This window comes from Bacillus sp. FSL H8-0516 (genome assembly GCF_038635285.1).
GTDB lineage: Bacteria > Bacillota > Bacilli > Bacillales > Bacillaceae > Bacillus > Bacillus safensis.
The window spans coordinates 3153489-3177966 of record NZ_CP152051.1 but is presented as its reverse complement, the minus strand read 5'-3'; the positions used below and the strand labels follow the sequence as shown (position 1 = coordinate 3177966).

Sequence of the window (24478 nt, the reverse complement as noted above, 5' to 3'; positions counted from 1 at the left end):
TCTATATTTAATTTGCAAATTCAAAGCCGATATAAAAGATAGATTAAAGCACAGGAGCTGAATAACTATGTCTGTTGGTAAGTTGACATCGCTAGAGCCAATTATCGATGCATTTCAAACCCGTGTTTCTAATAACCAAAATGACAATGTGTACTCTGACTCACAAGCAAATGGCAAGGTTGTTTCAAAAGAAGAAATTGAAAAAACGCTTCAAGGGGCAAACCAGCTCATTGAGCCTACTCAATTTCATCTTCAATTCGAATTACATGAAAAACTCAATGAATATTATGTCAAAGTCGTAGATAACCAAACAGAAGAAGTCATAAGAGAAATTCCGTCTAAGGAATGGCTTGATTTCTATGCAGCAATGACAGAAATTGTCGGTCTATTTGTAGATAAAAGAATGTAAATGAAGGGAGAACATAAATAATGGTCAATCGTATTACTGGATTTTCAAATGTGTTCGATATTGATGAAATCGTATCAAAGCTGATGAAAACGGAGCAAGCACCACTTGATACAATGACGCGTCAGAAACAAACACTTGAATGGCAAAGAGACAGCTATCGCGAGGTTAACTCGAAAATTAAAGAATTAGATGATTTGATCAACAGTTTAAACTTAACGCGTCCAAGTACATATGGCGCCAAAAAGGTGACAAGCTCTAATGAATCTGCTGTCACAGCAACTGGATCAACAAATGCGACCTCTGGCTCTATTCATGTCACTCAACTAGCGACAGCTTCTGTCTTCAAATCCTCTGGTACATCTGGATTTACACCAGCAAATGGCACGTTTACGTTTGAAGTGACGACACCAGATTCAACAAAACCGAAAATGGTGACGATCAATACCTCTGATTCCGATACAATCGATGACATCGTGAAAAAGCTAAACAACGCTCAATTAGGTGTGACGGCTTACAAAGGCCAAATCTCTGATGGCACTAACTACGTGGATACCATCGCTCTTACTTCTCGGACAACGGGTGAAGGCGTCAGTATTAAAGCAGCTGATGGCAATTCGGCTTCGTTTTTAACGCAATTAGGCTTCCAAGTAGATGGAGATAACAAATTAGTTGCGACTACTCAAGGACAGAAGGCGCAATACGAGATTAATGGTCTGAAAATGGAAAATAACAACAATACATTCACACAGGCTGATATTACGTACGAGCTTAAAGCAACCACGGATCAGCCCGTCAGCTTAAACGTTTCAACAGATGTGGATGCAATCTATGATAAAATTAAGCAATTTGTTGATAAATACAATGAGCTCGTTGAGCAGATTAATGGTAAAGTCAATGAAAAGAAAAACAGAGACTATCATCCATTAACGGCTGAAGAGAAAAAAGCGATGTCTGAAAAAGAAATAGAGCTATGGGAAACGACTGCGAAGTCTGGCTTGCTGAGAAGTGATTCCATTTTACGATCTGGTGCCTCTAAAATAAGAAGTGATTTGTATGCTAATATTACGACAAGTGATGGGAATAAAATTCAACTCACACAAATCGGTATTTCGACATCATCCAGCTATAAAGATGGCGGGAAGCTTGAATTTAGTAAGGATAGTAATGGAGTAGAGAAATTAAAGAAAGCCATTGAAGAAGACCCGGAGAAGGTCAGACAAATGTTTATATCGGGTAGTTTAAATGTGGATTCAAAGGATAAAGACAAAGCGCAGCAGCAATATCAAGAACAAGGAATTATCTATCGTGTCAAAAATTCCTTATCAGACTTTTCGAAGAGCATTCAAAAAAAGGCTGGCAGCACAACTATGGAATTAAAGGAATACGGACTTGGTAAGGACCTTGACTCTTTGACCAAACGAATGAGTACGTTCCAAGACCGTTTGAAGATGGTTGAAGCCCGTTACTATACGAAGTTTAACGCCATGGATAGTGCAATTCAAAAGCTAAACAACCAATCTGGCTACCTTTCTCAACTGCTTGGACAATAATTGGAGGTTTATAACATATGGCAATACAGAACCCTTATGCCGCCTATCAGAAAAATTCTATTGAGACCGCAACACCTGCCGAGTTGACGCTTATGCTTTATGAAGGCTGCTTAAAGTTCATCAGAATAGCGAAGCATGCCATTCAAAAAGAGGATGCAGAAACGAGAAACTTGAACCTAAAAAAGGCTCAAAACATCATTCAAGAATTAAATGTCACCTTAAATCGTTCCTATGACGTATCAAAGAGTATGGCAAGTATGTATGATTACATTTATCGCAGACTGATAGAAGCCAATCTTCAAAATGACGAAGAGATATTGAATGAAGTAGAAGAGTACGTAACTGATTTCCGTGATGCGTGGAAGGAAGTCATTCAAACCGATCGTAAAGGCCGTCACCACTCTATCGGGGGTTCTCTATGAGTATTGTGGACCAGCTGCATGATCAAACATTAAAAATGGCAGCCGAAATAGCGGAAAATCCGCAAAGTGAGACACTTGTTGAAGACTTTGATGCCTTTTTAATTGAGAGAGACGAATTAATGAGAGATATACAGCATGAATTGACGGATCAAGAAAAAGAGAAAATCCGAGAAATCATTCAAACAGATCAACAGATGGCGCAACAATTAACGGTTATCCAAAATGGGATAAAAGCAGATATTCAAGCCATTCAAAAAAAGAAAACAAAACAGCTGAATTATCAAAATCCATACCAGCCCATAACGAGTGACGGCGTATACTACGATAAACGGAAATAAATAGGTGAGACCTGTGGCGTATCGTTCAAATGACTATATTTTATTAACCACATATTATGAACTTCTATACACGATAGAAGAGAGTCTAAACTATTTAGATGAAATTGAGAAGGATTTTGACAAAACAGAAGGGGATCGGATCTTTAATGATCTGATCCATGCCTTCTTTCATTTAGACACAACACATCCTCTTCTGCTTTCAATTATTGAAAATGAACACTTTGCCAAAACGATTCGTTCGTTTGATCAAATATTTTTAAGTTTTGATATACTAGCTTTCTATACATTCCCTTCAAATCACTTCCAATCATTCCTGAAAACATACTTTATACCTGAATATAGAAAGTGGATGGATGAAATACATGCCTGTATGAGGCCGTATGTCATTCATTAATTTTTGTCCAATTCAGACCATTCGGAGGAATTTATGAGACTAAAAAATCAATTTTTATTTGGGCTTATTGTCATATGTGTATTGTTTGTCAGTATGTTAGGATTCTCAAGCTTTCTCTATTACAAAACAGATCAATCCTATAAAGCGCTATTAAGCAAGGAAGTGAAGCTTTATCAGACCTCGCTGGAATTAGAAGCGCTTCTTCAAAAGCAGGAAGCACAGATTAAAACATATGTCGTCGTGCAAGATGCTGAAAATTTGCAGAAAATTGAGCAAACATATGAAGATATTAATAAGAAAACAGCAGAAGCTTCGAAAATGAGTACGGTCAAACAAGCAAAAAATCTATTAGATCAAATCTCAGAAAAAAATTATCTCTACTACACCTCAACAAATCGATTATTTAATTCATTAAATATGCAAAATCAAAAAGAATTCAACACCCGCCTCAGTCAAGAATTACAACCTATCGAACAAGAAATACATACCTTTACAAAAGAGTTCGCTCAAAATCAGCTAAAACAACGTGATCAAAAAATCAATCAGCTCAATCAAGATAGTAATCAATTATTGCTTACACTCATTTTGGTCAGTGCAGCGATTATTGTTGGCCTTTTGGTGATTGGGATCAGATTTGTTCATCGCATGACAAAACCAATTGTTTCTGTCACAAATGCCGCAAAAAGGATGGCAGATGGTGATCTTACCCTTGAAGAGATTGAAGTGACCTCTAAAAATGAGATTGGTCAACTCGGCACAGCCTTTAATCAAATGACGGCTCATTTGCGTCAGCTTATTTTGCAGGTGCAAAGCGGATCAAGACAGCTTGCTGATTCTGCTGCTCAATTTGAGGAAACCATCAGTCAAACGATATCGGCTAGTGAGCAGACATCTAGCTCGATTGAACAGGTCAGTGAAGCTTCACGTGAACAATCAGATGCGGTCGGAAAAGTAGCATCCGCCATTCAGGAAGTGTCGACTGGCATGCAAAATGCAGCTGTACACACATCCGATGTTTCGGGTCACTCAATTTCAGTGACTGAAAAGGCTGAAGAGGGTGCCGCCCTTATTCAACAGTTTGTGAAACAAATGAGTTCTATTAAAGAGTCTGTGAATGAACACCATTCTACAATGACCCATGTGCAAGCGCAGTTTACAGGCATTCAAGATCTGTTAGGTCATATCCATGCCATTGCTGACCAGACGAATTTGCTTGCTTTAAACGCAGCTATAGAAGCAGCAAGAGCGGGAGAGCATGGAAGAGGCTTTGCAGTTGTAGCAGATGAAGTGAGGAAACTGGCAGAAGAATCTAGTCAGCTGACAGATCAAATTAGTCAATTACTCGAAAACGTGAACAAAGATACAGAAAAGTCATCACAATCGATGACGAAGGTCGAGCGAGATGTAGCAGAGGGTGTAAAAGTATCACAATTATCTGAACAGAGCTTCCATGAAATCTTGGAATCTATTCGTGATATTTCAATGAAAGCAGAAGAGCTGTCAGCCACTGCAGAACAAATTTCTGCTAGTACAGAGGAAATTTCTCAAACAGTTGGTGTCATTGAAGAAGGTGCGAAACGAAACTCAGAAGAAACAGAGTACATGTCTGCTGCTGTTGAAGAATCATTAGCGGCCAATGAAGAGATGAAAGCCGCTGCGGAGGATTTAAAATCCTTATCTCAATCGCTGAAAACATCGATTTCATCTTTTACCATTTAATGTGCGCTGGTCTTTTTCAAGAATCAGCCGAATATATATTCATCACCTATCAAGCAACAGTTGAAGCACCGCAAAATTCGACAAATTTCAATAAATATTCACATTTTTTTTACGTTTGAGCAGGAGAAAAGGAGGGAAAAGTAGAAATAGGTTTACATATCCTTAATTTTAAAGGAGGCGTTCTTTACATGAATTACAATGTCAGAGGAGAAAACATCGACGTAACACCTGCACTAAGAGATCATGTCGAGAAAAAAATTGGAAAGCTGGAGCGTTATTTTGAGACAGATGTAGATGCTTCAGTCAACGTGAACTTGAAGTTTTACAACGATCAAGAATCTAAAGTTGAGGTTACCATTCCAATGACTGATCTAGCACTTCGAGCTGAGGTGCATAATGAGGATATGTACAATGCAGTAGACCTAGCAGCCAGTAAATTAGAACGTCAAATTAGAAAGCACAAAACAAAAGTAAACCGTAAATTCCGCGAGCAAGGTGCCAAAAAACACTTATTTGCTGGAGGAAATGGTACGGCTGAAGTAGCAGTTCAAGATGACGAAGAGATTGATGAAACAGAAATCGTCAGACAAAAACGTTTCAACTTAAAGCCGATGGATAGTGAAGAGGCCATTCTCCAAATGAACATGTTAGGTCATAGTTTCTTCGTTTTCACAAATGCTGAGACAAATTTGACCAATGTGGTTTATCGCCGAAATGACGGTAAATATGGACTCATTGAGCCAAACGCTTAAATATCAGTTGATGCTGATTTAAAAACAACCTAAATAAAGTAAACCCGTTCCCTTCATTAGGGGCGGGTTTTTTGTGCGAAATTATGGCAAATTCTTTGGAAATGAAAGAAGGTATGGTATGATAAATGCAGGTAAATATGGACCTGTCAAACTTTTGGACATGCCGAAAAATTGCATGAAATAGAGGAGCGTTATTATATGCTTGGAATCTTAAACAAAGTGTTTGATCCTACGAAACGTACGATCAGCCGATATGAAAAAAAGGCAAATGAAATCGAAGCTCTCGCTCAAGATTTTGAAAAATTATCTGACGAGGCTTTACGAAATAAAACGATTGAATTTAAAGAAAAACTTGAAAAAGGACAATCCGTGGATGACCTGCTGGTTGAAGCATTTGCAACGGTTCGCGAGGCATCCCGCCGCGTAACAGGAATGTTCCCGTTTAAGGTGCAGCTCATGGGGGGCATCGCGCTTCACGAAGGTAACATCGCTGAAATGAAAACAGGTGAAGGTAAAACATTGACATCAACAATGCCTGTTTATTTAAATGCTCTTTCTGGAAAAGGCGTCCACATCGTGACAGTCAACGAATATTTGGCAAGCCGTGATGCGCAGGAAATGGGCAAAATTTTTGAGTTTCTTGGTTTAACAGTCGGCTTAAACTTAAACAGCTTAGACAAAGATGAAAAAAGAGAAGCGTACGCCGCTGATATCACGTATTCAACAAACAATGAACTCGGCTTTGACTATTTACGAGATAACATGGTGCTTTACAAAGAGCAAATGGTTCAGAGACCGCTTCATTATGCCGTGATCGATGAGGTTGACTCCATTTTAATTGATGAAGCGAGAACACCTCTTATTATTTCAGGACAAGCTGCGAAATCAACAAAGCTTTATGTTCAAGCCAATGCATTTGTCCGCACATTAAAAATCGAAGATGATTTCACGTATGATATTAAAACAAAAAGTGTGCAGCTGACTGAAAGCGGAATGACGAAGGCGGAAAAAGCATTCGGCATTGAAAACCTGTTTGATGTCAAACATGTCGCGCTGAACCATCACATCGCTCAGGCGCTGAAGGCACATGTTGCGATGCAAAAAGACGTGGATTATGTGGTAGAAGAAGGCCAAGTAGTCATCGTTGACTCCTTCACAGGACGTTTAATGAAAGGACGCCGTTATAGTGAAGGTCTGCATCAAGCCATCGAGGCAAAAGAAGGTCTTGAAGTGCAGAACGAAAGCATGACACTAGCAACAATTACGTTCCAGAACTACTTCCGTATGTATGAAAAATTATCTGGTATGACTGGTACAGCAAAAACAGAAGAAGAAGAATTCCGTAACATTTACAACATGCAGGTTGTGTCAATCCCGACCAACCAACCAGTGGTTCGTGATGACAGACCTGATTTAATTTACCGCACAATGGATGGTAAATTTAAAGCAGTGGCTGAGGATGTTGCGCAGCGCTATATGACAGGGCAGCCAGTTCTTGTCGGAACAGTAGCAGTTGAGACATCTGAGCTTATTTCTAAGCTGCTTAAAAATAAAGGCATTCCTCATCAAGTGTTAAACGCAAAAAACCATGAGCGTGAAGCACAAATTATTGAAGAGGCTGGTCAAAAAGGTGCTGTGACCATTGCAACAAACATGGCAGGACGTGGTACAGACATCAAGCTTGGCGAAGGTGTAAAAGAACTTGGTGGTCTGGCTGTTATCGGGACAGAGCGTCATGAATCCCGTCGTATTGATAACCAGCTTCGCGGACGTTCTGGACGTCAAGGAGACCCAGGGATTACCCAATTCTATCTCTCCATGGAAGATGAATTGATGCGCCGATTTGGTGCAGAGCGGACGATGGCGATGCTTGACCGCTTTGGCATGGATGACTCTACACCAATCCAAAGTAAAATGGTGTCTAAAGCCGTTGAATCATCTCAAAAACGTGTAGAGGGGAACAACTTTGATTCCCGTAAGCAGCTTCTGCAATACGACGATGTGCTTCGTCAACAGCGTGAAGTAATCTACAAACAGCGTTTTGAAGTCATCGATTCTGACAACTTAAAATCAATTGTCATCAATATGATCCAATCTTCAATTGAGCGTGCTGTGGGATCTTATACACCAAAAGAAGAGCTGCCTGAAGAATGGAAACTAGATGGTCTTGTTGAATTAATCAACACGAACTATTTAGACGAAGGTGCCATTACGGTCAAAGATATCTTCGGTAAAGAAGCAGATGAAATCACAAGCTTCATCATGGATCGTATTAAAGAAAAATACGATGCAAAAGAAGAAACATTTGGCGAAGAACAAATGCGTGAATTTGAAAAAGTCATCGTTCTTCGTGCGGTGGATTCGAAGTGGATGGACCATATCGATGCAATGGATCAGCTGCGTCAAGGTATTCATTTACGTGCGTACGCACAAACGAATCCGCTTCGTGAATACCAAATGGAAGGATTTGCGATGTTTGAGCATATGGTTGCTTCAATTGAAGATGACGTGGCCAAGTATGTCTTGAAATCAGAAATCCAAAACAACCTAGAACGTGAAGAAGTGGTTCAAGGTCAAACAACGGCTCATCAGCCGCAAGAGGGCGATGAGGAGAAGACAGTGAAGAAGAAGCCGGTACGTAAAGTCGTAGACATTGGACGAAACTCCCCATGTCACTGCGGAAGCGGCAAGAAATATAAAAATTGTCATGGGAAGACAGAATAAGTAATGGAAAGAGGTGAAAACCTCTTTCTATTCATGTCAGCCCCCATACATCTATGAGGTGAAGGATATGGAATTAGTAGAAATTAGACAAGAGCTTGAAAATATGGCTAGCAGGCTAGCTGATTTTAGGGGGTCTCTTTGACTTAGAAACAAAAGAGGCCAAAATCGCAGAGCTTGAAGCGACGATGTCAGAGGCTGATTTTTGGAATGATCAGCAAAAGGCTCAAGGCGTTATTAATGAAGCCAATGCACTGAAGGATTCTGTGAATTCCTACCATGAGCTCAGTGAATCACATGAAGAGCTGCAAATGACGCATGACTTATTAAAGGAAGATTATGACGAGGAGCTTCATGCAGAGCTTGAAAAAGAGCTGAAGAACTTAACGAAGCAGTTTAACGAATTTGAGCTGCAGCTTCTTTTAAGCGAACCTTATGATAAAAACAATGCCATTCTGGAGCTTCACCCAGGTGCAGGCGGTACTGAATCACAGGACTGGGGTTCTATGCTTCTGCGAATGTACACTCGCTGGGCAGAGCGCAGAGGCTTTAAGGTCGAAACGCTTGATTACCTTCCAGGTGATGAGGCAGGAATTAAGTCTGTGACTTTGCTCATCAAAGGGCATAACGCGTACGGTTACTTAAAAGCTGAAAAAGGTGTCCATCGTTTGGTTCGTATTTCTCCTTTTGATTCTTCTGGCCGCAGACATACATCCTTCGTTTCCTGTGATGTCATGCCGGAATTCAATGAAGAAATTGATATTGATATTCGGACAGAGGATATCAAGGTAGATACGTATCGTGCAAGCGGAGCAGGTGGGCAGCACGTGAATACGACGGACTCTGCCGTTCGTATCACACATATTCCAACGAATGTCGTCGTGACGTGCCAAACAGAAAGATCACAAATTAAAAACAGAGAACGTGCGATGAAAATGCTGAAATCGAAACTTTATCAAAAACGGATCGAAGAACAGCAGGCAGAATTGGATGAAATCAGAGGAGAGCAGAAAGAAATTGGCTGGGGAAGCCAAATCCGCTCTTATGTATTCCACCCTTATTCTCTTGTGAAAGACCATCGAACCAATACGGAGATGGGAAATGTTCAAGCGGTGATGGATGGAGATTTAGATTCATTTATCGATGCGTACCTGCGTTCGAAATTATCATAAAAACTCGGCTTCTTGCCGGGTTTTTTTAATTGTGAGAAAATATAATGAATATAAAGGAATACATACGACATACTGATTCTATATCCTTTGTATGATGAAATTAGCAAATAAAGGGGGAAATATTTTGGGATTAACACCATTGCAAGAAACGTGGGATTTAGATACCTTTTTTAAAGGAGGCAGTTCTTCACCAGAATTTAAGACATACCTGCAACATATTCAGCAGCTATTAGCTGAATTACGACAAAAGGTGAATGCCTTTTCAAAAGAAGATACACACATTGAAAGCAAATTAACGTCTGTCCTTGACACGTATGAAACTACATATAAAAAATTATCTCAAGCAGGTTCATTTGTAACCTGCCTCCAAGCCCAAAATACGAAGGATATGAAAGCAGGCAGCCTTCGAGGTACGATTGCCAAGCTGGAAGCTGATTTAGGAACAATCCTTGCACTGTTTGATCAAGCGCTTGCTGCTATCCCAGCAAACAAGTGGGAAGAACTGATGAATTCAACAGCCTTTTCAGATGTCCGCTACATATTAAATGAGCGGAGAGACCGTGTGAAGGATCAATTACCTGTTGAACAAGAAACGCTGATTCAAAAGCTGGCTGTAGATGGGTACCATGCGTGGGATGAGCTTTATTCCAGCTTAGTGAATAAAATTACAATTCCGTTTGAACAGCATGGAGAAACACAGATGATCTCTGTAGGCCAAGCAGAAAATGCGATGGATGATTCAGATCGTGAAGTCAGAAAGGCCGTTTACCACAACCTAGAGCATGCATGGACGCAGGATGAACATTTATTTGCTAGTACGCTCAATCACCTTGCTGGTTTTCGTTTGCAAGTGTATGAAGCAAGAGGCTGGGAGCACATTTTAAAAGAGCCGCTTGAAATTTGCCGTATGAAACAAGAAACCCTTGATGCCATGTGGTCTGTGATTGATGAACATAAGCAGCCATTCATTGATTATTTACACCGAAAAGCTGACATGCTTGGAGTGGATAAGCTGAGCTGGTTCGATGTTGGGGCTCCTATCGGCAGTGAGACCAAAATCTATCCTTATCAAGAAGCAGCTGCTTTTATTGTGAAACATTTCGCTGGATTTGGAGAAGAGCTCGCTGCTTTTACAGAAAAAGCCTTTAATGAACGCTGGGTAGAAGCTGAGGACCGTCCAAACAAACGGGTAGGCGGCTTTTGTACAAATTTCCCTGACAGCGGAGAATCACGTATTTTTATGACTTTCTCAGGAAGTCCATCCAATGTGGCGACACTAGCGCATGAACTTGGTCATTCGTTCCATCAGGAAGTGATGCAGGATGTTCGCATTCTGAATCGCAAATACGCAATGAATGTAGCTGAAACAGCGTCGACCTTTGCAGAAATGATTGTAGCTGATGCTTCATTAAAAGAAGCGGCAAATGAAGAGGAGCGTCTCAGCCTGTTAGAGGATAAGCTGCAGCGCAGTGTAGCATTCTTCATGAACATTCAATCTCGTTTCTTATTTGAACAGCGCTTTTATGAAGAGCGTAAAAAAGGAGAAGTGCCGGCTGATCGGTTGAATGAATTGATGGTCGAAGCGCAGAAGGAAGCGTTCGGTGACTCATTAGATGAATACCATCCGCATTTCTGGGCGTCTAAGCTGCATTTCCATATCACGAATGTTCCATTTTATAATTTCCCATACACCTTTGGATACATGTTCTCGTTAGGAATTTATGCAAAAGCATTGCAGGCTGGTACATCGTTTGAAGAGAAATACATTGCATTATTAAAGGATACTGCTTCAATGACAGTAGAAGATTTAGCCAAAAAGCATCTAGGCGTTGACCTTACCCAAAAAGCATTTTGGGAAGAAGCCATTCGTTTGGCTGTAGCAGATGCTGAAGAATTTTTAGAAGTGACAAAAAAATAATAATGAAAAGCTCCCATTACGGGAGCTTTCAGACTGTTGACAAAGGGCTAAAATGATCTTTATTTTAGCTCTTTGTCTTCTTTTCAGCGTGATAGAAAACCTTTGAAGTCTAGGAAGGACGAGCATTGGCGCGGAGCGAATTGAACATTCGTGAGCACCAACGCGCAGGACTGACAAAGAATGCGAGGGTTTGTCTACACGCTGAAGCTCCCATTACGGGAGCTTTTTTGCTGGCTTCAGCCAGTCAAGCATTGTCTGAATGAGATCATTTTGCTGCGACAGGGCTGGAATGTCCGCTGGCTGATCCCCTTTTTGTTTGCCATACATGCCAAATTGCGCATGATTCCCGCCTTTTATTTCATGATAAACGGTTTGAGACGGCAGATTTGCTTTCGATTTCTTGATTTTCTCTTGTGTTGCCAGCCCATCCTTTTCACCTGAAATAGAGAGGACTTTTAGTGACGATTGTTTTAGGTCGTCTGATGCTGGATAAGATGCTAGGAAAAAGAGTCCATCGAGCTTGCTCTGATTTTTTTCTGCAAACATAGCGGCAGCTGCCCCGCCAAGTGAATGTCCGCCAATATACCAGTGTTTGATTGTTTGGTGATCTTTGATAATGTCCTGCGCTTTGTTTGGATTGAAAATCGCAAAGGAAAATGGCATGTCAGGGATAAAGACAGAGTAGCCTTTTTTCATCAGCGTATCCCCGATATAGGCATACGCAAGTGGTTCCACCTTTGCCCCAGGATAGAGAATGATGCCAGTATCACTTTTTGGTGCTTCAAATGTATAAACATTGTTTTTATGTTCCACTTGCTCAATGTTGACCTGTTTTTTTAATGCTTCTGATGGTCCATATGTAAAGCGGCTCCATGTATAGAAAGCACCAAAAGCTAAGATGATCAGTGCAAGTAATGTCATACCTGTTATCTTCAGTATTTTCTTCATCGCATGCCCCTTCTTTCTCATGTACATATTAAATATACCATCATTTACTCCTATGCCAACCGGCAAGTGCGCTGATCCGTCTGTGTGATAAAGTATTAATCCATTAGCACTGCATTTGGCTGTTATTTACAATCGTTTTAAGAGGGCTTAAAATAGGTGTGCATTCAGAAGTAACGGAGGAAGAAAGACATGAAGCAGGGACATTCACAATTTTGGATCGAAGTGAAAAATTATTTGTTCATTTTAATCGGATCAGCCATCGTGGCGATTGGATTTAATACGTTATTATTACCGAATCAGATCGCAGCAGGCGGTGTGAGCGGCATTAGTACCATTATGCAGTCATTCGGCTTTGAAGCGGCTTATGTGCAATGGGGGCTCAATATTCCACTGTTTATCGCTGGCTTTTATTTATTAGGCGGTACATTTGGAGTGAAAACACTCGTTGGCTCGATTTTTTTACCTTTCATGGTGTTTGTCACAAGACATATTGCACCTGTCACACATGAAGCACTGCTGGCGGCTATTTTTGGCGGTGTGGTCATTGGGATCGGAATAGGGCTCGTGTTCCTTGGGAATGGATCAACGGGTGGAACGGCACTCGCTGCCAAAATCATCAATAAGTACACAGGACTCACGCTAGGCACCTGTTTAGCGATGATGGATGGCTTGATTGTTCTGGCTGCGATGACGGTCTTTGGAATTGAAGAGGGGCTATACGCTGTCATTGGTGTGTTTATTTCTAGTAAAACGATTGATGTGGTACAGGCTGGCTTCAGTCATTCAAAAATGGCAATGATCATTACAGGGCATGAAGATGAGGTCAGACAGGCGGTTTTTGATCAAATTGACCGTGGTGTGACGAAGATCTCAGCAGTCGGAGGATATACCGATCATGACCGCCCAATTTTGATGTGTGTCGTTGGGCAGTCACAATTCACAAAGTTGAAACAAGTGGTGAAAGCAATCGATGCATCAGCATTTGTCATCGTGATGGATGCAAAAGAGGTGCTTGGTGAGGGTTTTAAAAGGGCATAAACAAGGATATAATAGCGTTGACCAAATGATTGTAAGGGAGGGAAATAGATGAAAAAAAGCGGATTAACGATGCTGTTTGCAGCGATGCTTCTTGTTCTCGCGGCTTGTGGAGGAAATTCAAGCAACAGTGATAAAGAAGGCAGCAAAAGTGCTTCATCTGTGAGCAGTGGTGAGGAGATCTATCAGCAAAACTGTATTGGCTGTCATGGGAAAGACCTATCTGGCGGAGGCGGACCAAGCCTGAAAGAAGTAGGGAAGAAATATAATGAAAGCCAAATCGCAGATATTGCGCAAAACGGTAAAGGCTCTATGCCAAGCGGTATGGTAGATGAGAAGCAAGCAAAAGAAGTAGCAAAATGGCTTGCAGAGAAAAAATAAAACCTTTGTCTAATCGACAAGGTTTTTTTGTTTTTTTATATGTAGAAAAAGACTTTTAGATAGTATGAAAACGCATTATATTAAATTTTATTTAAAAAATAAGGGTATAAAGGCACGTTTTTCGGTTTTGATTATTCTATTTACCTTTTATTTATAAGTTTTGAAATATAAATGTAATACCATTGCGTCGATTCATGACGTATAATTGGAGTTGTTGAAAATGAGACGATTCAATTTTTTCATCTTTTTGGATGAAAAGGACATAAATTGTTAGTAAGTATCGAAGGGTATGTGCGTGACCATACATAACGTTTTTTGACGAGAAGTGTCAAAACATCATGATAAGCTGTTAGTCAGCGAATAAGAAAAGATTAGGTGATTACATGATTCAAATGAAGGAAGTCTACAAGATCTATCCTAATGGCGTAAAGGCGATCAATGGAATCAATGTCTCTATCCATCCAGGAGAGTTTGTGTATGTTGTTGGTCCCAGTGGTGCTGGTAAATCCACTTTCATCAAAATGATGTATCGTGAAGAGAAGCCAACCAAAGGGCAAATCTTAATTAATAACAAAGATTTAGGATCAATGAAGGAAAAAGAAATTCCTTACGTAAGAAGAGAAATTGGCGTAGTATTCCAAGATTTCAAGCTGCTTCCAACTCTTACTGTGTTTGAGAACGTAGCATTTGCTCTTGAAGTGATTGGTGAACAGCCTCATATCATTAAGAAAAAAGTGCTTGATGTTCTCGATCTGGTTCAGCTAAAGCACAGAGCGCGTCAATTTCCTGACCAGCTGTCCGGCGGTGAACAGCAGCGTGTGTCTATTGCCCGCTCGATTGTCAATAGCCCTGAGGTCGTCATTGCAGATGAGCCGACAGGAAACCTTGATCCAGACACTTCTTGGGAAATCATGAAGACGCTCGAAGAGATTAATAACCGCGGAACAACAGTGGTTATGGCGACACACAACAAAGAAATTGTAAACACCATGAAGAAACGCGTCATCGCAATCGAAGATGGAATGATTGTGCGTGACGAAGCAAGAGGGGAGTACGGAATTTATGATTAAAACTCTCTCGCGACATTTACGTGAGAGCTTCCGTTCACTTGGAAGAAACACGTGGATGACATTTGCATCAATTAGTGCGGTGACTGTCACATTGATTTTAGTTGGGGTTTTCCTTGTGATTATGCTCAACTTGAATAACATGGCATCGAACGCTGAAAAAGAAGTAGAAGTAAAAGTATTAATCGAATTAACGGCGAATCAAAAGCAGCAGGATGAATTAAAAGCAGAAATTGAAAAGATTCCTGAAATCAGTGATGTGAAGTACTCATCTAAGGATGACGAACTGAAAGCACTGATTAAAAGCTTTGGAGAAAATGGACAATCCATGGGGCTTGTTGATCAAGAAAATCCATTAAACGATGCGTTTATTGTGAAAACAACAGATCCTCACGATACACCAAAAGTAGCGAAGAAATTAGAAAAACTAAAGGGTACATATAAAGTAACCTATGGAAAAGAAGAGGTCAGCCGACTCTTTAATGTAGTCGGAGTGGCGCGTAATGTCGGTATTGTGCTCATTATTGGGCTGTTATTTACAGCTATGTTCTTAATCTCCAATACGATCAAAATTACGATTTTTGCTAGACGTAAAGAAATTGAGATTATGAAGCTGGTAGGTGCAACGAACTGGTTTATCCGCTGGCCATTCTTCATTGAAGGATTATTACTTGGTGTATTTGGCTCCATTATACCTATTGCTCTATTGCTTGGCACGTATCAATATGCAGTGGGCTGGGTCGCACCGAGAGTACAAGGCTCATTTATTTCAATGCTTCCATACAACCCGTTTGTCTATCAAGTATCACTGATCCTGCTAGTGATCGGTGCAATCATTGGGGTATGGGGAAGCTTAACGTCTATCCGTAAATTCTTAAAAGTATAAATATATTTTGATGGCAGCATTCGAGATTTCTATAGAAGATGTGACCGGTTGATCTGATTCATCCGGTCGGCTCTTCATGTCGACAAGTTGTCATGGGAGGGGAATATCGTTTTGAAAAGAAAGCTGATGATGGCTGGAATGGCAGCGTTTATTGGAACAACGTGGCTATACATTCCAGGGAACGAGAATCGTGCATTCGCATACGAAGACCTAGATCAAAAACGTCAACAAATCGAAGAGAAAACATCGAAGACTGAATCAAGCTTGAAGAAGAAGAAGTCAGAGCTGGCAAAGCTTGAAAAGAAAGAATCAAAGCTCAAGAAAGAAATTGAACAAATTGACCAAAAGGTAAGTACTGCAACTGAAAAAGTCGCTGAAAAAGAGAAAGAAGTTAAAAAAACGAAGCAAGAGATCAAGAAGCTAAAAAAAGACATTCAAGTCATCAATGAGCGAATTGAAAAAAGAAAAGCCATTTTCAAAGACCGAATTCGTTCAATGCAAAAAAGCGGCGGTACGATCAACTATTTAGATGTGCTGCTAGGTGCTCGCAGCTTTAGTGATTTTGTCGGTCGTGTTGGGGCTGTCACAACGATTGTCGAAGCAGACAAAGACATGATTACAGAACATGAAAATGATTTAAAGCTGGTGGAGCAAAAAGAAGCAGAGCTAAATAATCAGCTAAGCGGACTTGAAACATCTCTGAAAGAGCTAGAAGCACTGAAAAAAGATTTATCTAAGAAGCACAAAGAAAAAGAACACATTTTAGGTGATGTGACAGATAAAAAAAATCATGCACATGATGAACTAGGCAAGCTTGAGAATGAACAAGAAATCCTTGCGAATCAAAAAGCGGCAGTGAAATCTGAGGAAGCACACCGACAAAAGGAAGAAGCGGAGAAAGCAAAACAAGCAGCTGAAAAAAATGCACCTGCACCTCACAGCGGCGGCTCAGATCAAGTATCTGATAAACCAGCAAGCAGCTCAGGCTTTATTAAACCAGCTGCAGGGCGTTTCTCATCTGGTTTTGGCGGACGTTCTGGCGGAAACCACTTCGGATTAGATATTGCAGCAAAGGGCACAGTTCCTGTCTATGCAGCAGCATCTGGAACCGTCACAAACTCAAGCTACTCATCGAGCTATGGAAATGTTGTGTTCATTACGCACAATATCAATGGACAGACGTATCAAACTGTATATGCCCATCTGTCTACAAGAAGTGTGTCAACAGGACAGAGAGTCGAACAAGGACAATTCCTTGGCTATATGGGAAATACCGGCCAATCGCATGGTCAGCACCTTCATTTTGAAATTCATAAAGGATTATGGAATGGCGCAAAATCAAATGCAGTCAATCCAGCGCAATATATCCGCTAATCAAAAAGCCGATAACATGATGTTATCGGCTTTTTTTGGTCTAGATAGAATTAAAACAGCAACAGTAATCCGGCAATAATAGGTGTTAACAGAACAGCTGATTTCAATAAGAGCTTCGGTGCAAGGCGTGTAAATTTCGCGCCGATAAATGCGCCTAATACGGTTCCAATTAATATTTGGATCAGCAAGATGAAATCAACATAGCCCTCTGAAATATACCCAATTCCACCGCCGATGGAAATCGGAATAATGACAAGCATGGTCGTGCCAACGGCTTGCCTAATCGACAGCTTCAGTAAAATCAAAAGCCCTACTTGAATAAATGGTGCAGACCCGATACCAAACATGCCTGACAGCATACCAGACACAAGGCCTAAAATAATGCCTCTTGTCATCAGCTGACGTGAAGAAAGCGGCTGCTGTTCAGCCTCTTCATTAAGAACAAATAGTTTGATCATCATAAAAACAGCCGATAAAAAAAGCATTCCTGCTGTTAAATAGTGCAGACTCTCTTCTGGAATAAAAGGAGCAACCTTAGCCCCAGCAAAAGAAGCGATACAAGCAAGAGCCCCGACAATCAAACCAGATTTCAGCTGAATGTTCCCTTCCCGGTAGTGGCTGTATGCACCTGATAGTGTCGTAAATGCCATAGCGGCTAATGACGTCCCGAGTGCGGTATGGATAGGGATATCAAAAATTAATGTAAGCAATGCGATGACAAATCCCGCCCCGCCTGCTCCTACAAAACCTAATAAAATTCCTAATAAAAGCATCGTCAAGATAATATACATAGCGAAGACTCCTTCTCAATCATAACAAAATAAAAATTACACCTAATAAAATGATTCGTCAAGCCTTCACGGGAGAATGTCTTTACATGAAATCCCTTCTTCTGGCATATAATAACTCAGGTCATCAGGAAGAGTTGAAGAAGGAGGCCAAATATGAAAAAACAAATCGCATCTATTATGGCAAGTGTCGTTCTCTTAATAAGTGCAGGTGTGATGACGCATAAAGAGGGAACTCATGCGGAGTCACCGCAAGCAGCCGCTGCAATGGCTGGACAAGCTCAATCAAGTGATAAGGCGAAAGAGAATGGGATGGAAAAGATCGAGAAAGCCTATGACCTTATTTCAAATGAATATGTAGAGGAAGTGGATCGGCAAAAGCTGCTTGAAGGCGCGATCCAAGGAATGCTTTCGACGTTAAACGATCCGTATTCAGTATACATGGACAAGCAGACCGCAAAGCAATTTTCTGATTCGCTTGATTCTTCCTTTGAGGGAATTGGGGCAGAAGTGGGGATGGATGAAGGAAAGATCATTATCGTCTCCGCCTTTAAAAAATCCCCTGCGGCAAAAGCAGGTCTAAAGCCAAAAGATGAGGTCATCAGCATTGACGGTGAGCCGATGAAAGAAAAAAGCTTAAACGATGCTGTACTGAAAATAAGAGGAAAAAAAGGTACGTCTGTCGCCTTAACAATCAAACGAAACGGGATTGAAAAAGAGCTGACGTTCCATATCAAACGAGAAGAAATCCCGCTTGAAACAGTGACTTCCTCTGTAAAAGAGGTCAATGGTCATAAAACAGGCTATATTGCGATCTCCAGCTTCTCTGAAGATACGGCGAAGGATTTCACGTCAAGCCTGAAACAGCTCGAGAAAAAGGGCATAGAAGGCCTTGTACTGGATGTGAGAGGAAACCCTGGCGGCTATCTGCAAAGTGTGGAAGATATTTTGAAACATTTTATTACGAAGGATCAGCCCTATATTCAAATCGCAGAACGGAATGGCGATCGGAAACGATATTTTTCAAAACTGAAAGAACAAAAGCCTTACCCAGTCAACGTCTTAATTGATAAAGGCAGTGCTTCCGCTTCGGAAATACTTGCTGGAGCCATGAAAGAAGCTGGAAAGTATGAAGTTGTCGGTGATGTCTCCTTTGGAAAAGGAACTGTGCAGCAGGCGGTTCCGATGGGAGATGGAAGTAATATTAAATTAACGCTGTATAAATGGCTCACGCCAAAAGGCAATTGGATTCACAAAAAAGGCGTCGTACCGACAATTGCGATTCATCAGCCGGATTACTTTACCGCAGGTCCGCTTCAGCTGAAAGAACCACTTCAGCTTGATATGAACAATGAAGAAGTAAGACAAGCGCAGACGCTGTTAAAGGGATTGTCATTTGACCCTGGCAGAGTAGATGGATACTTTGATGAAGAAACGAAAAAGGCCGTACTTGCCTTCCAAAGCACATACAATCTCGATAAATCAGGTGTCATTGATTTAAAAACAGCAGAAATGATGAACAAAATGGTGGATGAAGTGAAATCTTACGAAAAAAATGACCTTCAATTACAGACTGCACTAAAAGCACTATATCTTAAAAAATAAAGAGGCGAATAATAGCCTCTTTTTTTTGGTTCATAAGTGTCATGAACATGTAATAATTTATGATTAAAAATAAATTATATCGAGAAATATATTCATTTATTTTACAAAAAACATAACATTCCTTCAATTTTACCCGATAACATAAGTATATAAGAGACTTTCTGTTGATTTAAACATGTCATGAAAATGAAACTTTTGAAAGTTGTATGTTACATAAATAATTCTTACAATAAAAAGTAGCACTCATTTTAAATATTTTATTTTTTGCGGATATTCAGCTTGAGCATTAAGCTGTACCGAGGTTTGCGCTTTTCTTAAAAGAACTAGTAAATGGGGGTACACAATTGAAAAGGGCAAGTATTGTGAGAGAGAAAAAATATTACGAGTTGGTAGAGGAACTTAAGAGTCGTACGAAAGATGTGACGTTTTCCGCTACAAAGGCATTAAGTCTGCTCATGCTGTTAAGCAGGTACTTGGTCAATTACACAACGGTAGAATCAGTCGACGAAATCGATGAAGACTGTGCTGAGATATACTTCAATTATTTAATGGATAATCATAAGAGACTTGGTATAAACTTAACCGACATCAAGAGGTCGATGCAGCTGCTCGGCGGCATACTAGATGTAGATGTCAATCACTACTTAAAAGATTTTTCACTGTCGAATGTCACACTTTGGATGAATCAGGAGAAATAAACCTGATGTCAAGCATCGATTTATTTGATAGAATAAGAGAAAATGCTTGACTTGGGCGGTGAACGATAATGAGCTCGGAGTGGATGGGAGCCGGATTAAAAGCGGTCGGTCTGTTTTTAATCCATCCTCTTTTTTATTTCATGATATTAATCAGCCTATTGCATGGCTACATCCGCGTAAAGCGGGAGAGAAAAGCGTTTCAAACAAGAATAGAAGATGTATACGATGAACTTAAATTTACATATTCAAAGGGTTGGATTCTAGGGATTTGCCTATCCGTTATTTCAGTAGGCTTAGGGATTGCCCTCCCCCCTGGATTCATCGTGCTGATTGCAGCGATGACCATCGTTTTCTCTTTATTCTTTAAGGCGAGTGCGCTTTCGTCTGCATACACACTCGGTTTCAGTTTTATTGCGGCACTTGGACTGATGCATTTCCAAGTGAGTCATTCTTGGCTGCCGCAGCTCTCAATGATGAATGCATCAGCCGTTGTCATTCTGCTAGGACTTCTATTAATGACCGAGGGAATTCTAGCCTATCGAACGGCGCATTTACGTACATCGCCTGCTATGGTGATGAGTGCGAGAGGACTTTTAATTGGTCAGCAGCGGGCAAACCGTCTGTGGCTTTTACCGCTTGTTTTGCTGATGCCGGCAGGTGAATTCACTTCTTCTCTGCCATGGTGGCCGGTGCTTCAAGTGCATGATCAAAGCTTTTCATTTATTTTGATTCCATATATCATCGGATTCGGTCAGAGAATTCAAGGCTCACTGCCAATTGTTAGTATTCAAATTACAGCGCGGCGTATTCTTATGCTCGGACTCGCTGTCGCCTTATTAGGTGCTGCAAGTATTTGGTTTGAACCGATTGCTTGGGGAGCTGTATTGATTGCGGTGATAGGAAGAGTCTTTCTCTCATGGAAGCAGAGGGTTAATGACAATGCTGCCCCGTTCTACTTCTCTAAGCGTAATCAAGGGCTGATGGTGCTGGGGATTATTCCGAATACACCAGCGGCTGATTTAAAGCTTGAGATCGGAGAAGTCATCACAAAAGTGAATGGAATTGAAGTCAAAACCGTTTCGGAATTTTATGAAGCCCTTCAAACCAATCGTGCTCTAACAAAGCTCGAGATTATTGGCTTAAATGGTCAGACAAGATTTGAGAAACGTGCTTCTTACGAAGGGGAGCATCATCAGCTTGGCATCCTGTTTGTGAAGGATGATCCACAGCAAGAACCAACGGCAATTTCATCTTAAAAAAAAAGCTGCTAGAGATGGCAGCTTTTTTCTTTTGGGCGCGCTTCTTTCCCGTAGGATTCGCCCCAATCACGCATGGCGAAGATGATAGGCTTTAATGTATTTCCGAGAGAAGTGAGGGAATATTCGACACGAGGGGGGACCTCCTCATAGACTTCTCTATGGACAACGCCGTCTTGTTCAAGCTCACGCAATTGCAGTGTGAGGACACGCTGAGAAATTCTTGGCAGCAGCCGGCGCAATTCATTGTAGCGTTTTGGTCCGCAAGTCAAATGATAAAGGATCACTCCTTTCCATTTCCCTCCGATGACACTTGTCGTCACTGAAACGGGACAGCCATGATTGACAATACTGACTGGGTTGGATGGTGCACTCATCTTAACACGCCTTTCTAAGATAAATTTGGTGATACACGAACAAGATGGTAACTAACGAACAAAAATGTGCGTACTTGAATCACTCGAAGCTTTTCTTATACCATAGAGATATCACATCACACATTCGGGCTGTTGTTTTTTTATCATAACAATTTCTATATGGGAATGGAAAGAAATTGGATTGATGAAACTAACGCCCTAATTGGTTAATAGAAAGGATGAAGACAATGCGAGACAAAGAGCAATTAAAAAAAGAAATCATTGAGGCGTATGAGTTCCGCCATGCGACAAAAGAGTTTGATCCAACGAAAAAAATACCAGAGGATGATTTTGCATTTATTTTAGAAACAGGAAGACTTTCCCCAAGCTCTGTAGGGTTTGAGCCTTGGAAGTTCCTCGTTGTTCAAAATGAAGCATTTAGAGAAAAATTAAAAGAGTATACATGGGGAGCGCAAAAGCAGCTTCCTACTGCCAGCCATTTTGTGATCATCTTGGCAAGAACAGACGCCCGTTATGATTCAGCATATGCAGAATATATCAACAAGCAAATCAAAGGAATGTCAGACGAAACGTTCGAGATGGTGAAGGGACGCTATCAAGAATTCCAAGAGAATGATCTTCATTTGTTAGATAATGAACGCACGCTCTTTGATTGGGCTTCAAAACAAACGTATATTGCCCTTGGAAACATGATGACAGCCGCTGCACAAATTGGCATTGATTCATGCCCAGTTGAAGGATTCAGCTACGATGAGATTCATCGCATTCTAGATGAAGAAGGGCTGCTTGAGGATGGTCAGTATGATATTTCTGTCATGGCAGCCTTTGGTTATCGTGTGACTGAGCCGAAGCGCGGCAAAACGCGCCGTCCGATGGATGAAGTCGCTGTTTGGATTCGTTAAAAGAGAATGTCTGAAAAAGGATGTTGACAATTGCGTGGTTAGTCAGTATATTTAAAAAATAAAATCTTTGATGAATATACAAATGGACTATAAACGCTTTGACTTGAGAATAGTAGATGAACATCCGTTTTTTTTAGAGAGCTGCGGGTTGGTGCAACGCAGTAAAACGAATCATTGAACTCGCTCAAAGAGCGGTAAGACTGAATGAATAGTAAGTCTTTACGTGTGACCTCCGTTAACGGGTTTTAAGTTGGATTTAGCTATGGCTGAATCAATTAGAGTGGTAACGCGGTTGCAAGGTCAGTCGTCTCTTCAAGGAGATGACTGGCCTTTTTATATGCTTTTATCCTATATTTGTCTGAAGATTCAAATTTAAAGGAGCTATAGAAAATGGAAAAGGAACATGTGCAGTTAAAACGAACAATGACGTCAAGGCATATTATGATGCTCGCACTTGGCGGAGCAATTGGTGCTGGTCTGTTTAAAGGAAGCAGCTCTGCTATTGATATCGCAGGTCCTGCTGTCATTTTGGCATATATGATTGGTGGTCTTATTTTATTATTTATTATGCAAGGACTTGCCGAAATGACGGTTGCACGACCTGGCGCAAGAACATTCCGTGATTTAATTGAACCGGTGTTAGGCAAATATCCGGCTTATTTCTTAGACTGGATATACTGGAAAATGTGGGTGCTGAACATTGCAGCAGAAGCAATCGTATCTGCGATCTTTATTCAGTACTGGTTCCCACAAGTGCCGATTTGGATACTAGTGTTAATCATTTCACTTGTTGTGACATTGATCAATGTTTGTTCTGTTAAAATGTTTGCTGAGACAGAGTACTGGTTAGCTTCTATTAAAATTGCTGTCATTCTTTTATTTATTATCATTGGGTTAACCATGTTGTTTGTCTCATTTGGTCAGCATGCAGCACCGGGATTATCCAACTTAACCGACCACGGAGGATTTTTCCCGAATGGAACAGGCGGCTTAATTGCGGCCATGCTTGTTGTGGTGTATTCATATGGCGGGACTGAAATGATCGGGGTCACATTAGCAGAAACAAAAAACCCTGAAAAAGTCATCCCAAAGGCCATTCAAAGTACATTTGTACGAATCATCGGCTTCTATGTACTGCCGTTCTTCATCATCGTCAGCTTGATTCCTTGGAATCAAGTAAACAATGAGCAAGTGAGTCCATTCGTCACCGTGTTTGCAACGATAGGCGTGCCATATGCAAGTGACATCATGAACGGTATCATTTTACTAGCGATCTTGTCTTCTATGAACTCTGGGCTGTACGCATCCTCAAGGGTACTTTATACGCAAGCGATGGATGGGCGTGTATGGAAGGGCTTCTCAAAGCTATCAAAACAGCAGGTGCCTGTTAGAGCGATCCTAGTGTGTACATCTACATTGTATGCCGCTGTATTGATTTCTCTTTTTGTAGGAAGTCAAACATTTAATTATTTAATGGGATCTTTAAGCTATACGGTCTTATTCATCTGGTTTATTATTGCTGTCGGTCATTTAAAATCTCGAAGTGTAGCAGAACCAGGAGGATATCGCGTGAAGCTGTATCCTTTCACAACATGGTTTTCTGTGATTGCGATCATGGCCATTTTCATCGGCGTTGTGTCAACAACTCCAATTGTCCAAACGATGGTCACAATGGGCATTTATCTGATGATTACTCTTTCTTTCTTCATCAACAAAAAGCGGTTTGACACAGCCGCTTAATACAAAAAGCGTGCGGGACCTTTAAA

The 24478-nt window shown here is 40.8% G+C and carries 23 protein-coding genes and 1 other annotated feature; of the genes, 20 read left to right on the top strand and 3 right to left on the bottom strand.

What is annotated here, in order from left to right; genetic code table 11:
- The first annotated feature begins 67 nt into the window (after positions 1-67).
- From flaG to MHB67_RS16150, 10 genes are all read left to right on the top strand, one after another.
- Complete coding sequence (gene flaG / locus MHB67_RS16195; RefSeq protein WP_024423614.1) at positions 68-409, top strand: flagellar protein FlaG; 342 nt, start codon at positions 68-70, stop codon at positions 407-409.
- Positions 410-429: 20 nt separating this feature from the next.
- Positions 430-1959: a flagellar hook-associated protein 2 gene (locus MHB67_RS16190; protein ID WP_024423613.1), complete on the top strand. Its 1530-nt coding sequence runs from the start codon at positions 430-432 to the stop codon at positions 1957-1959.
- Between the two features lie 17 nt (positions 1960-1976).
- Entirely contained in the window at positions 1977-2381 is a 405-nt protein-coding gene (gene fliS / locus MHB67_RS16185) for a flagellar export chaperone FliS (RefSeq protein ID WP_024423612.1), read from the top strand.
- Positions 2378-2719, top strand: coding sequence for a flagella biosynthesis regulatory protein FliT (fliT, locus tag MHB67_RS16180; RefSeq protein ID WP_024423611.1), 342 nt, complete (start codon positions 2378-2380; stop codon positions 2717-2719). The genes fliS and fliT overlap by 4 nt, the downstream gene beginning before the upstream one ends.
- 13 nt (positions 2720-2732) lie before the next feature.
- The gene (locus MHB67_RS16175) at positions 2733-3113 is read left to right on the top strand and encodes a hypothetical protein (protein WP_024426250.1); all 381 of its coding nucleotides are present in this window, start codon (positions 2733-2735) and stop codon (positions 3111-3113) included.
- Positions 3114-3146: 33 nt separating this feature from the next.
- Positions 3147-4832 carry a methyl-accepting chemotaxis protein gene (locus MHB67_RS16170; protein ID WP_056765672.1) on the top strand — a complete coding sequence of 562 codons (1686 nt, stop codon included), beginning with the start codon at positions 3147-3149 and terminating at the stop codon, positions 4830-4832.
- 188 nt (positions 4833-5020) lie between these two features.
- The gene (raiA, locus tag MHB67_RS16165; RefSeq protein ID WP_024423608.1) at positions 5021-5584 is read left to right on the top strand and encodes a ribosome-associated translation inhibitor RaiA; all 564 of its coding nucleotides are present in this window, start codon (positions 5021-5023) and stop codon (positions 5582-5584) included.
- Between the two features lie 198 nt (positions 5585-5782).
- Positions 5783-8308, top strand: a complete 2526-nt coding sequence (gene secA / locus MHB67_RS16160; RefSeq protein ID WP_024423607.1) for a preprotein translocase subunit SecA — start codon at positions 5783-5785, stop codon at positions 8306-8308.
- 67 nt (positions 8309-8375) lie between these two features.
- A protein-coding gene (gene prfB / locus MHB67_RS16155) for a peptide chain release factor 2 (RefSeq protein WP_098677688.1) occupies positions 8376-9477 on the top strand; the annotation gives its coding sequence in 2 pieces (ribosomal slippage) (positions 8376-8447 and positions 8449-9477; 1101 coding nt in all).
- Positions 9478-9601: 124 nt separating this feature from the next.
- Positions 9602-11395 (top strand): M3 family oligoendopeptidase, encoded by a 1794-nt coding sequence (locus MHB67_RS16150; RefSeq protein WP_206534284.1) that lies wholly within the window; start codon positions 9602-9604, stop codon positions 11393-11395.
- Positions 11396-11608: 213 nt separating this feature from the next.
- On the opposite strand, the gene MHB67_RS16145 is transcribed toward MHB67_RS16150, so the two are convergent.
- Positions 11609-12343, bottom strand: coding sequence for an alpha/beta family hydrolase (locus MHB67_RS16145; RefSeq protein ID WP_206534285.1), 735 nt, complete (start codon positions 12341-12343; stop codon positions 11609-11611).
- 189 nt (positions 12344-12532) lie between these two features.
- On the opposite strand from MHB67_RS16145, the gene MHB67_RS16140 reads away from it, so the two are divergent.
- The 5 genes from MHB67_RS16140 to MHB67_RS16120 all read left to right on the top strand — a co-directional run bounded on the left by MHB67_RS16140 (position 12533) and on the right by MHB67_RS16120 (position 17086).
- Positions 12533-13381, top strand: a complete 849-nt coding sequence (locus MHB67_RS16140) for a YitT family protein (protein ID WP_024426245.1) — start codon at positions 12533-12535, stop codon at positions 13379-13381.
- Positions 13382-13429: 48 nt separating this feature from the next.
- Positions 13430-13759: a cytochrome c551 gene (cccB, locus tag MHB67_RS16135; RefSeq protein ID WP_206534286.1), complete on the top strand. Its 330-nt coding sequence runs from the start codon at positions 13430-13432 to the stop codon at positions 13757-13759.
- A gap of 383 nt (positions 13760-14142) precedes the next feature.
- A complete protein-coding gene (gene ftsE, locus MHB67_RS16130) occupies positions 14143-14829 on the top strand; it encodes a cell division ATP-binding protein FtsE (RefSeq protein WP_024423601.1) in 687 nt (228 codons plus the stop codon).
- The gene (gene ftsX / locus MHB67_RS16125; RefSeq protein WP_024423600.1) at positions 14822-15712 is read left to right on the top strand and encodes a permease-like cell division protein FtsX; all 891 of its coding nucleotides are present in this window, start codon (positions 14822-14824) and stop codon (positions 15710-15712) included. The genes ftsE and ftsX overlap by 8 nt, the downstream gene beginning before the upstream one ends.
- 111 nt (positions 15713-15823) lie before the next feature.
- Positions 15824-17086: a M23 family metallopeptidase gene (locus MHB67_RS16120; RefSeq protein WP_197202575.1), complete on the top strand. Its 1263-nt coding sequence runs from the start codon at positions 15824-15826 to the stop codon at positions 17084-17086.
- Between the two features lie 50 nt (positions 17087-17136).
- Here the strand turns inward: MHB67_RS16120 and MHB67_RS16115 are convergent, their stop codons facing one another.
- Positions 17137-17877: a sulfite exporter TauE/SafE family protein gene (locus MHB67_RS16115; RefSeq protein WP_024423598.1), complete on the bottom strand. Its 741-nt coding sequence runs from the start codon at positions 17875-17877 to the stop codon at positions 17137-17139.
- Positions 17878-18030: 153 nt separating this feature from the next.
- Here MHB67_RS16115 and MHB67_RS16110 point away from each other — a divergent pair, with 153 nt between their 5' ends.
- The 3 genes from MHB67_RS16110 to MHB67_RS16100 all read left to right on the top strand — a co-directional run bounded on the left by MHB67_RS16110 (position 18031) and on the right by MHB67_RS16100 (position 21433).
- Positions 18031-19479, top strand: a complete 1449-nt coding sequence (locus MHB67_RS16110) for a S41 family peptidase (RefSeq protein WP_039181746.1) — start codon at positions 18031-18033, stop codon at positions 19477-19479.
- Between the two features lie 344 nt (positions 19480-19823).
- Positions 19824-20177, top strand: a complete 354-nt coding sequence (locus tag MHB67_RS16105; protein ID WP_007500014.1) for a swarming motility protein SwrAA — start codon at positions 19824-19826, stop codon at positions 20175-20177.
- Between the two features lie 68 nt (positions 20178-20245).
- Positions 20246-21433 (top strand): PDZ domain-containing protein, encoded by a 1188-nt coding sequence (locus tag MHB67_RS16100; RefSeq protein WP_034623768.1) that lies wholly within the window; start codon positions 20246-20248, stop codon positions 21431-21433.
- An 11-nt stretch (positions 21434-21444) separates the two neighbouring features.
- Here the strand turns inward: MHB67_RS16100 and MHB67_RS16095 are convergent, their stop codons facing one another.
- Positions 21445-21810, bottom strand: coding sequence for a winged helix-turn-helix transcriptional regulator (locus MHB67_RS16095; RefSeq protein ID WP_024426240.1), 366 nt, complete (start codon positions 21808-21810; stop codon positions 21445-21447).
- A gap of 227 nt (positions 21811-22037) precedes the next feature.
- On the opposite strand from MHB67_RS16095, the gene MHB67_RS16090 reads away from it, so the two are divergent.
- Entirely contained in the window at positions 22038-22712 is a 675-nt protein-coding gene (locus MHB67_RS16090; protein WP_197202576.1) for an NAD(P)H-dependent oxidoreductase, read from the top strand.
- A gap of 89 nt (positions 22713-22801) precedes the next feature.
- Positions 22802-23027, top strand: a binding site (T-box leader).
- A gap of 75 nt (positions 23028-23102) precedes the next feature.
- Complete coding sequence (locus MHB67_RS16085) at positions 23103-24452, top strand: amino acid permease (RefSeq protein ID WP_306654468.1); 1350 nt, start codon at positions 23103-23105, stop codon at positions 24450-24452.
- Positions 24453-24478 lie beyond the last annotated feature (26 nt).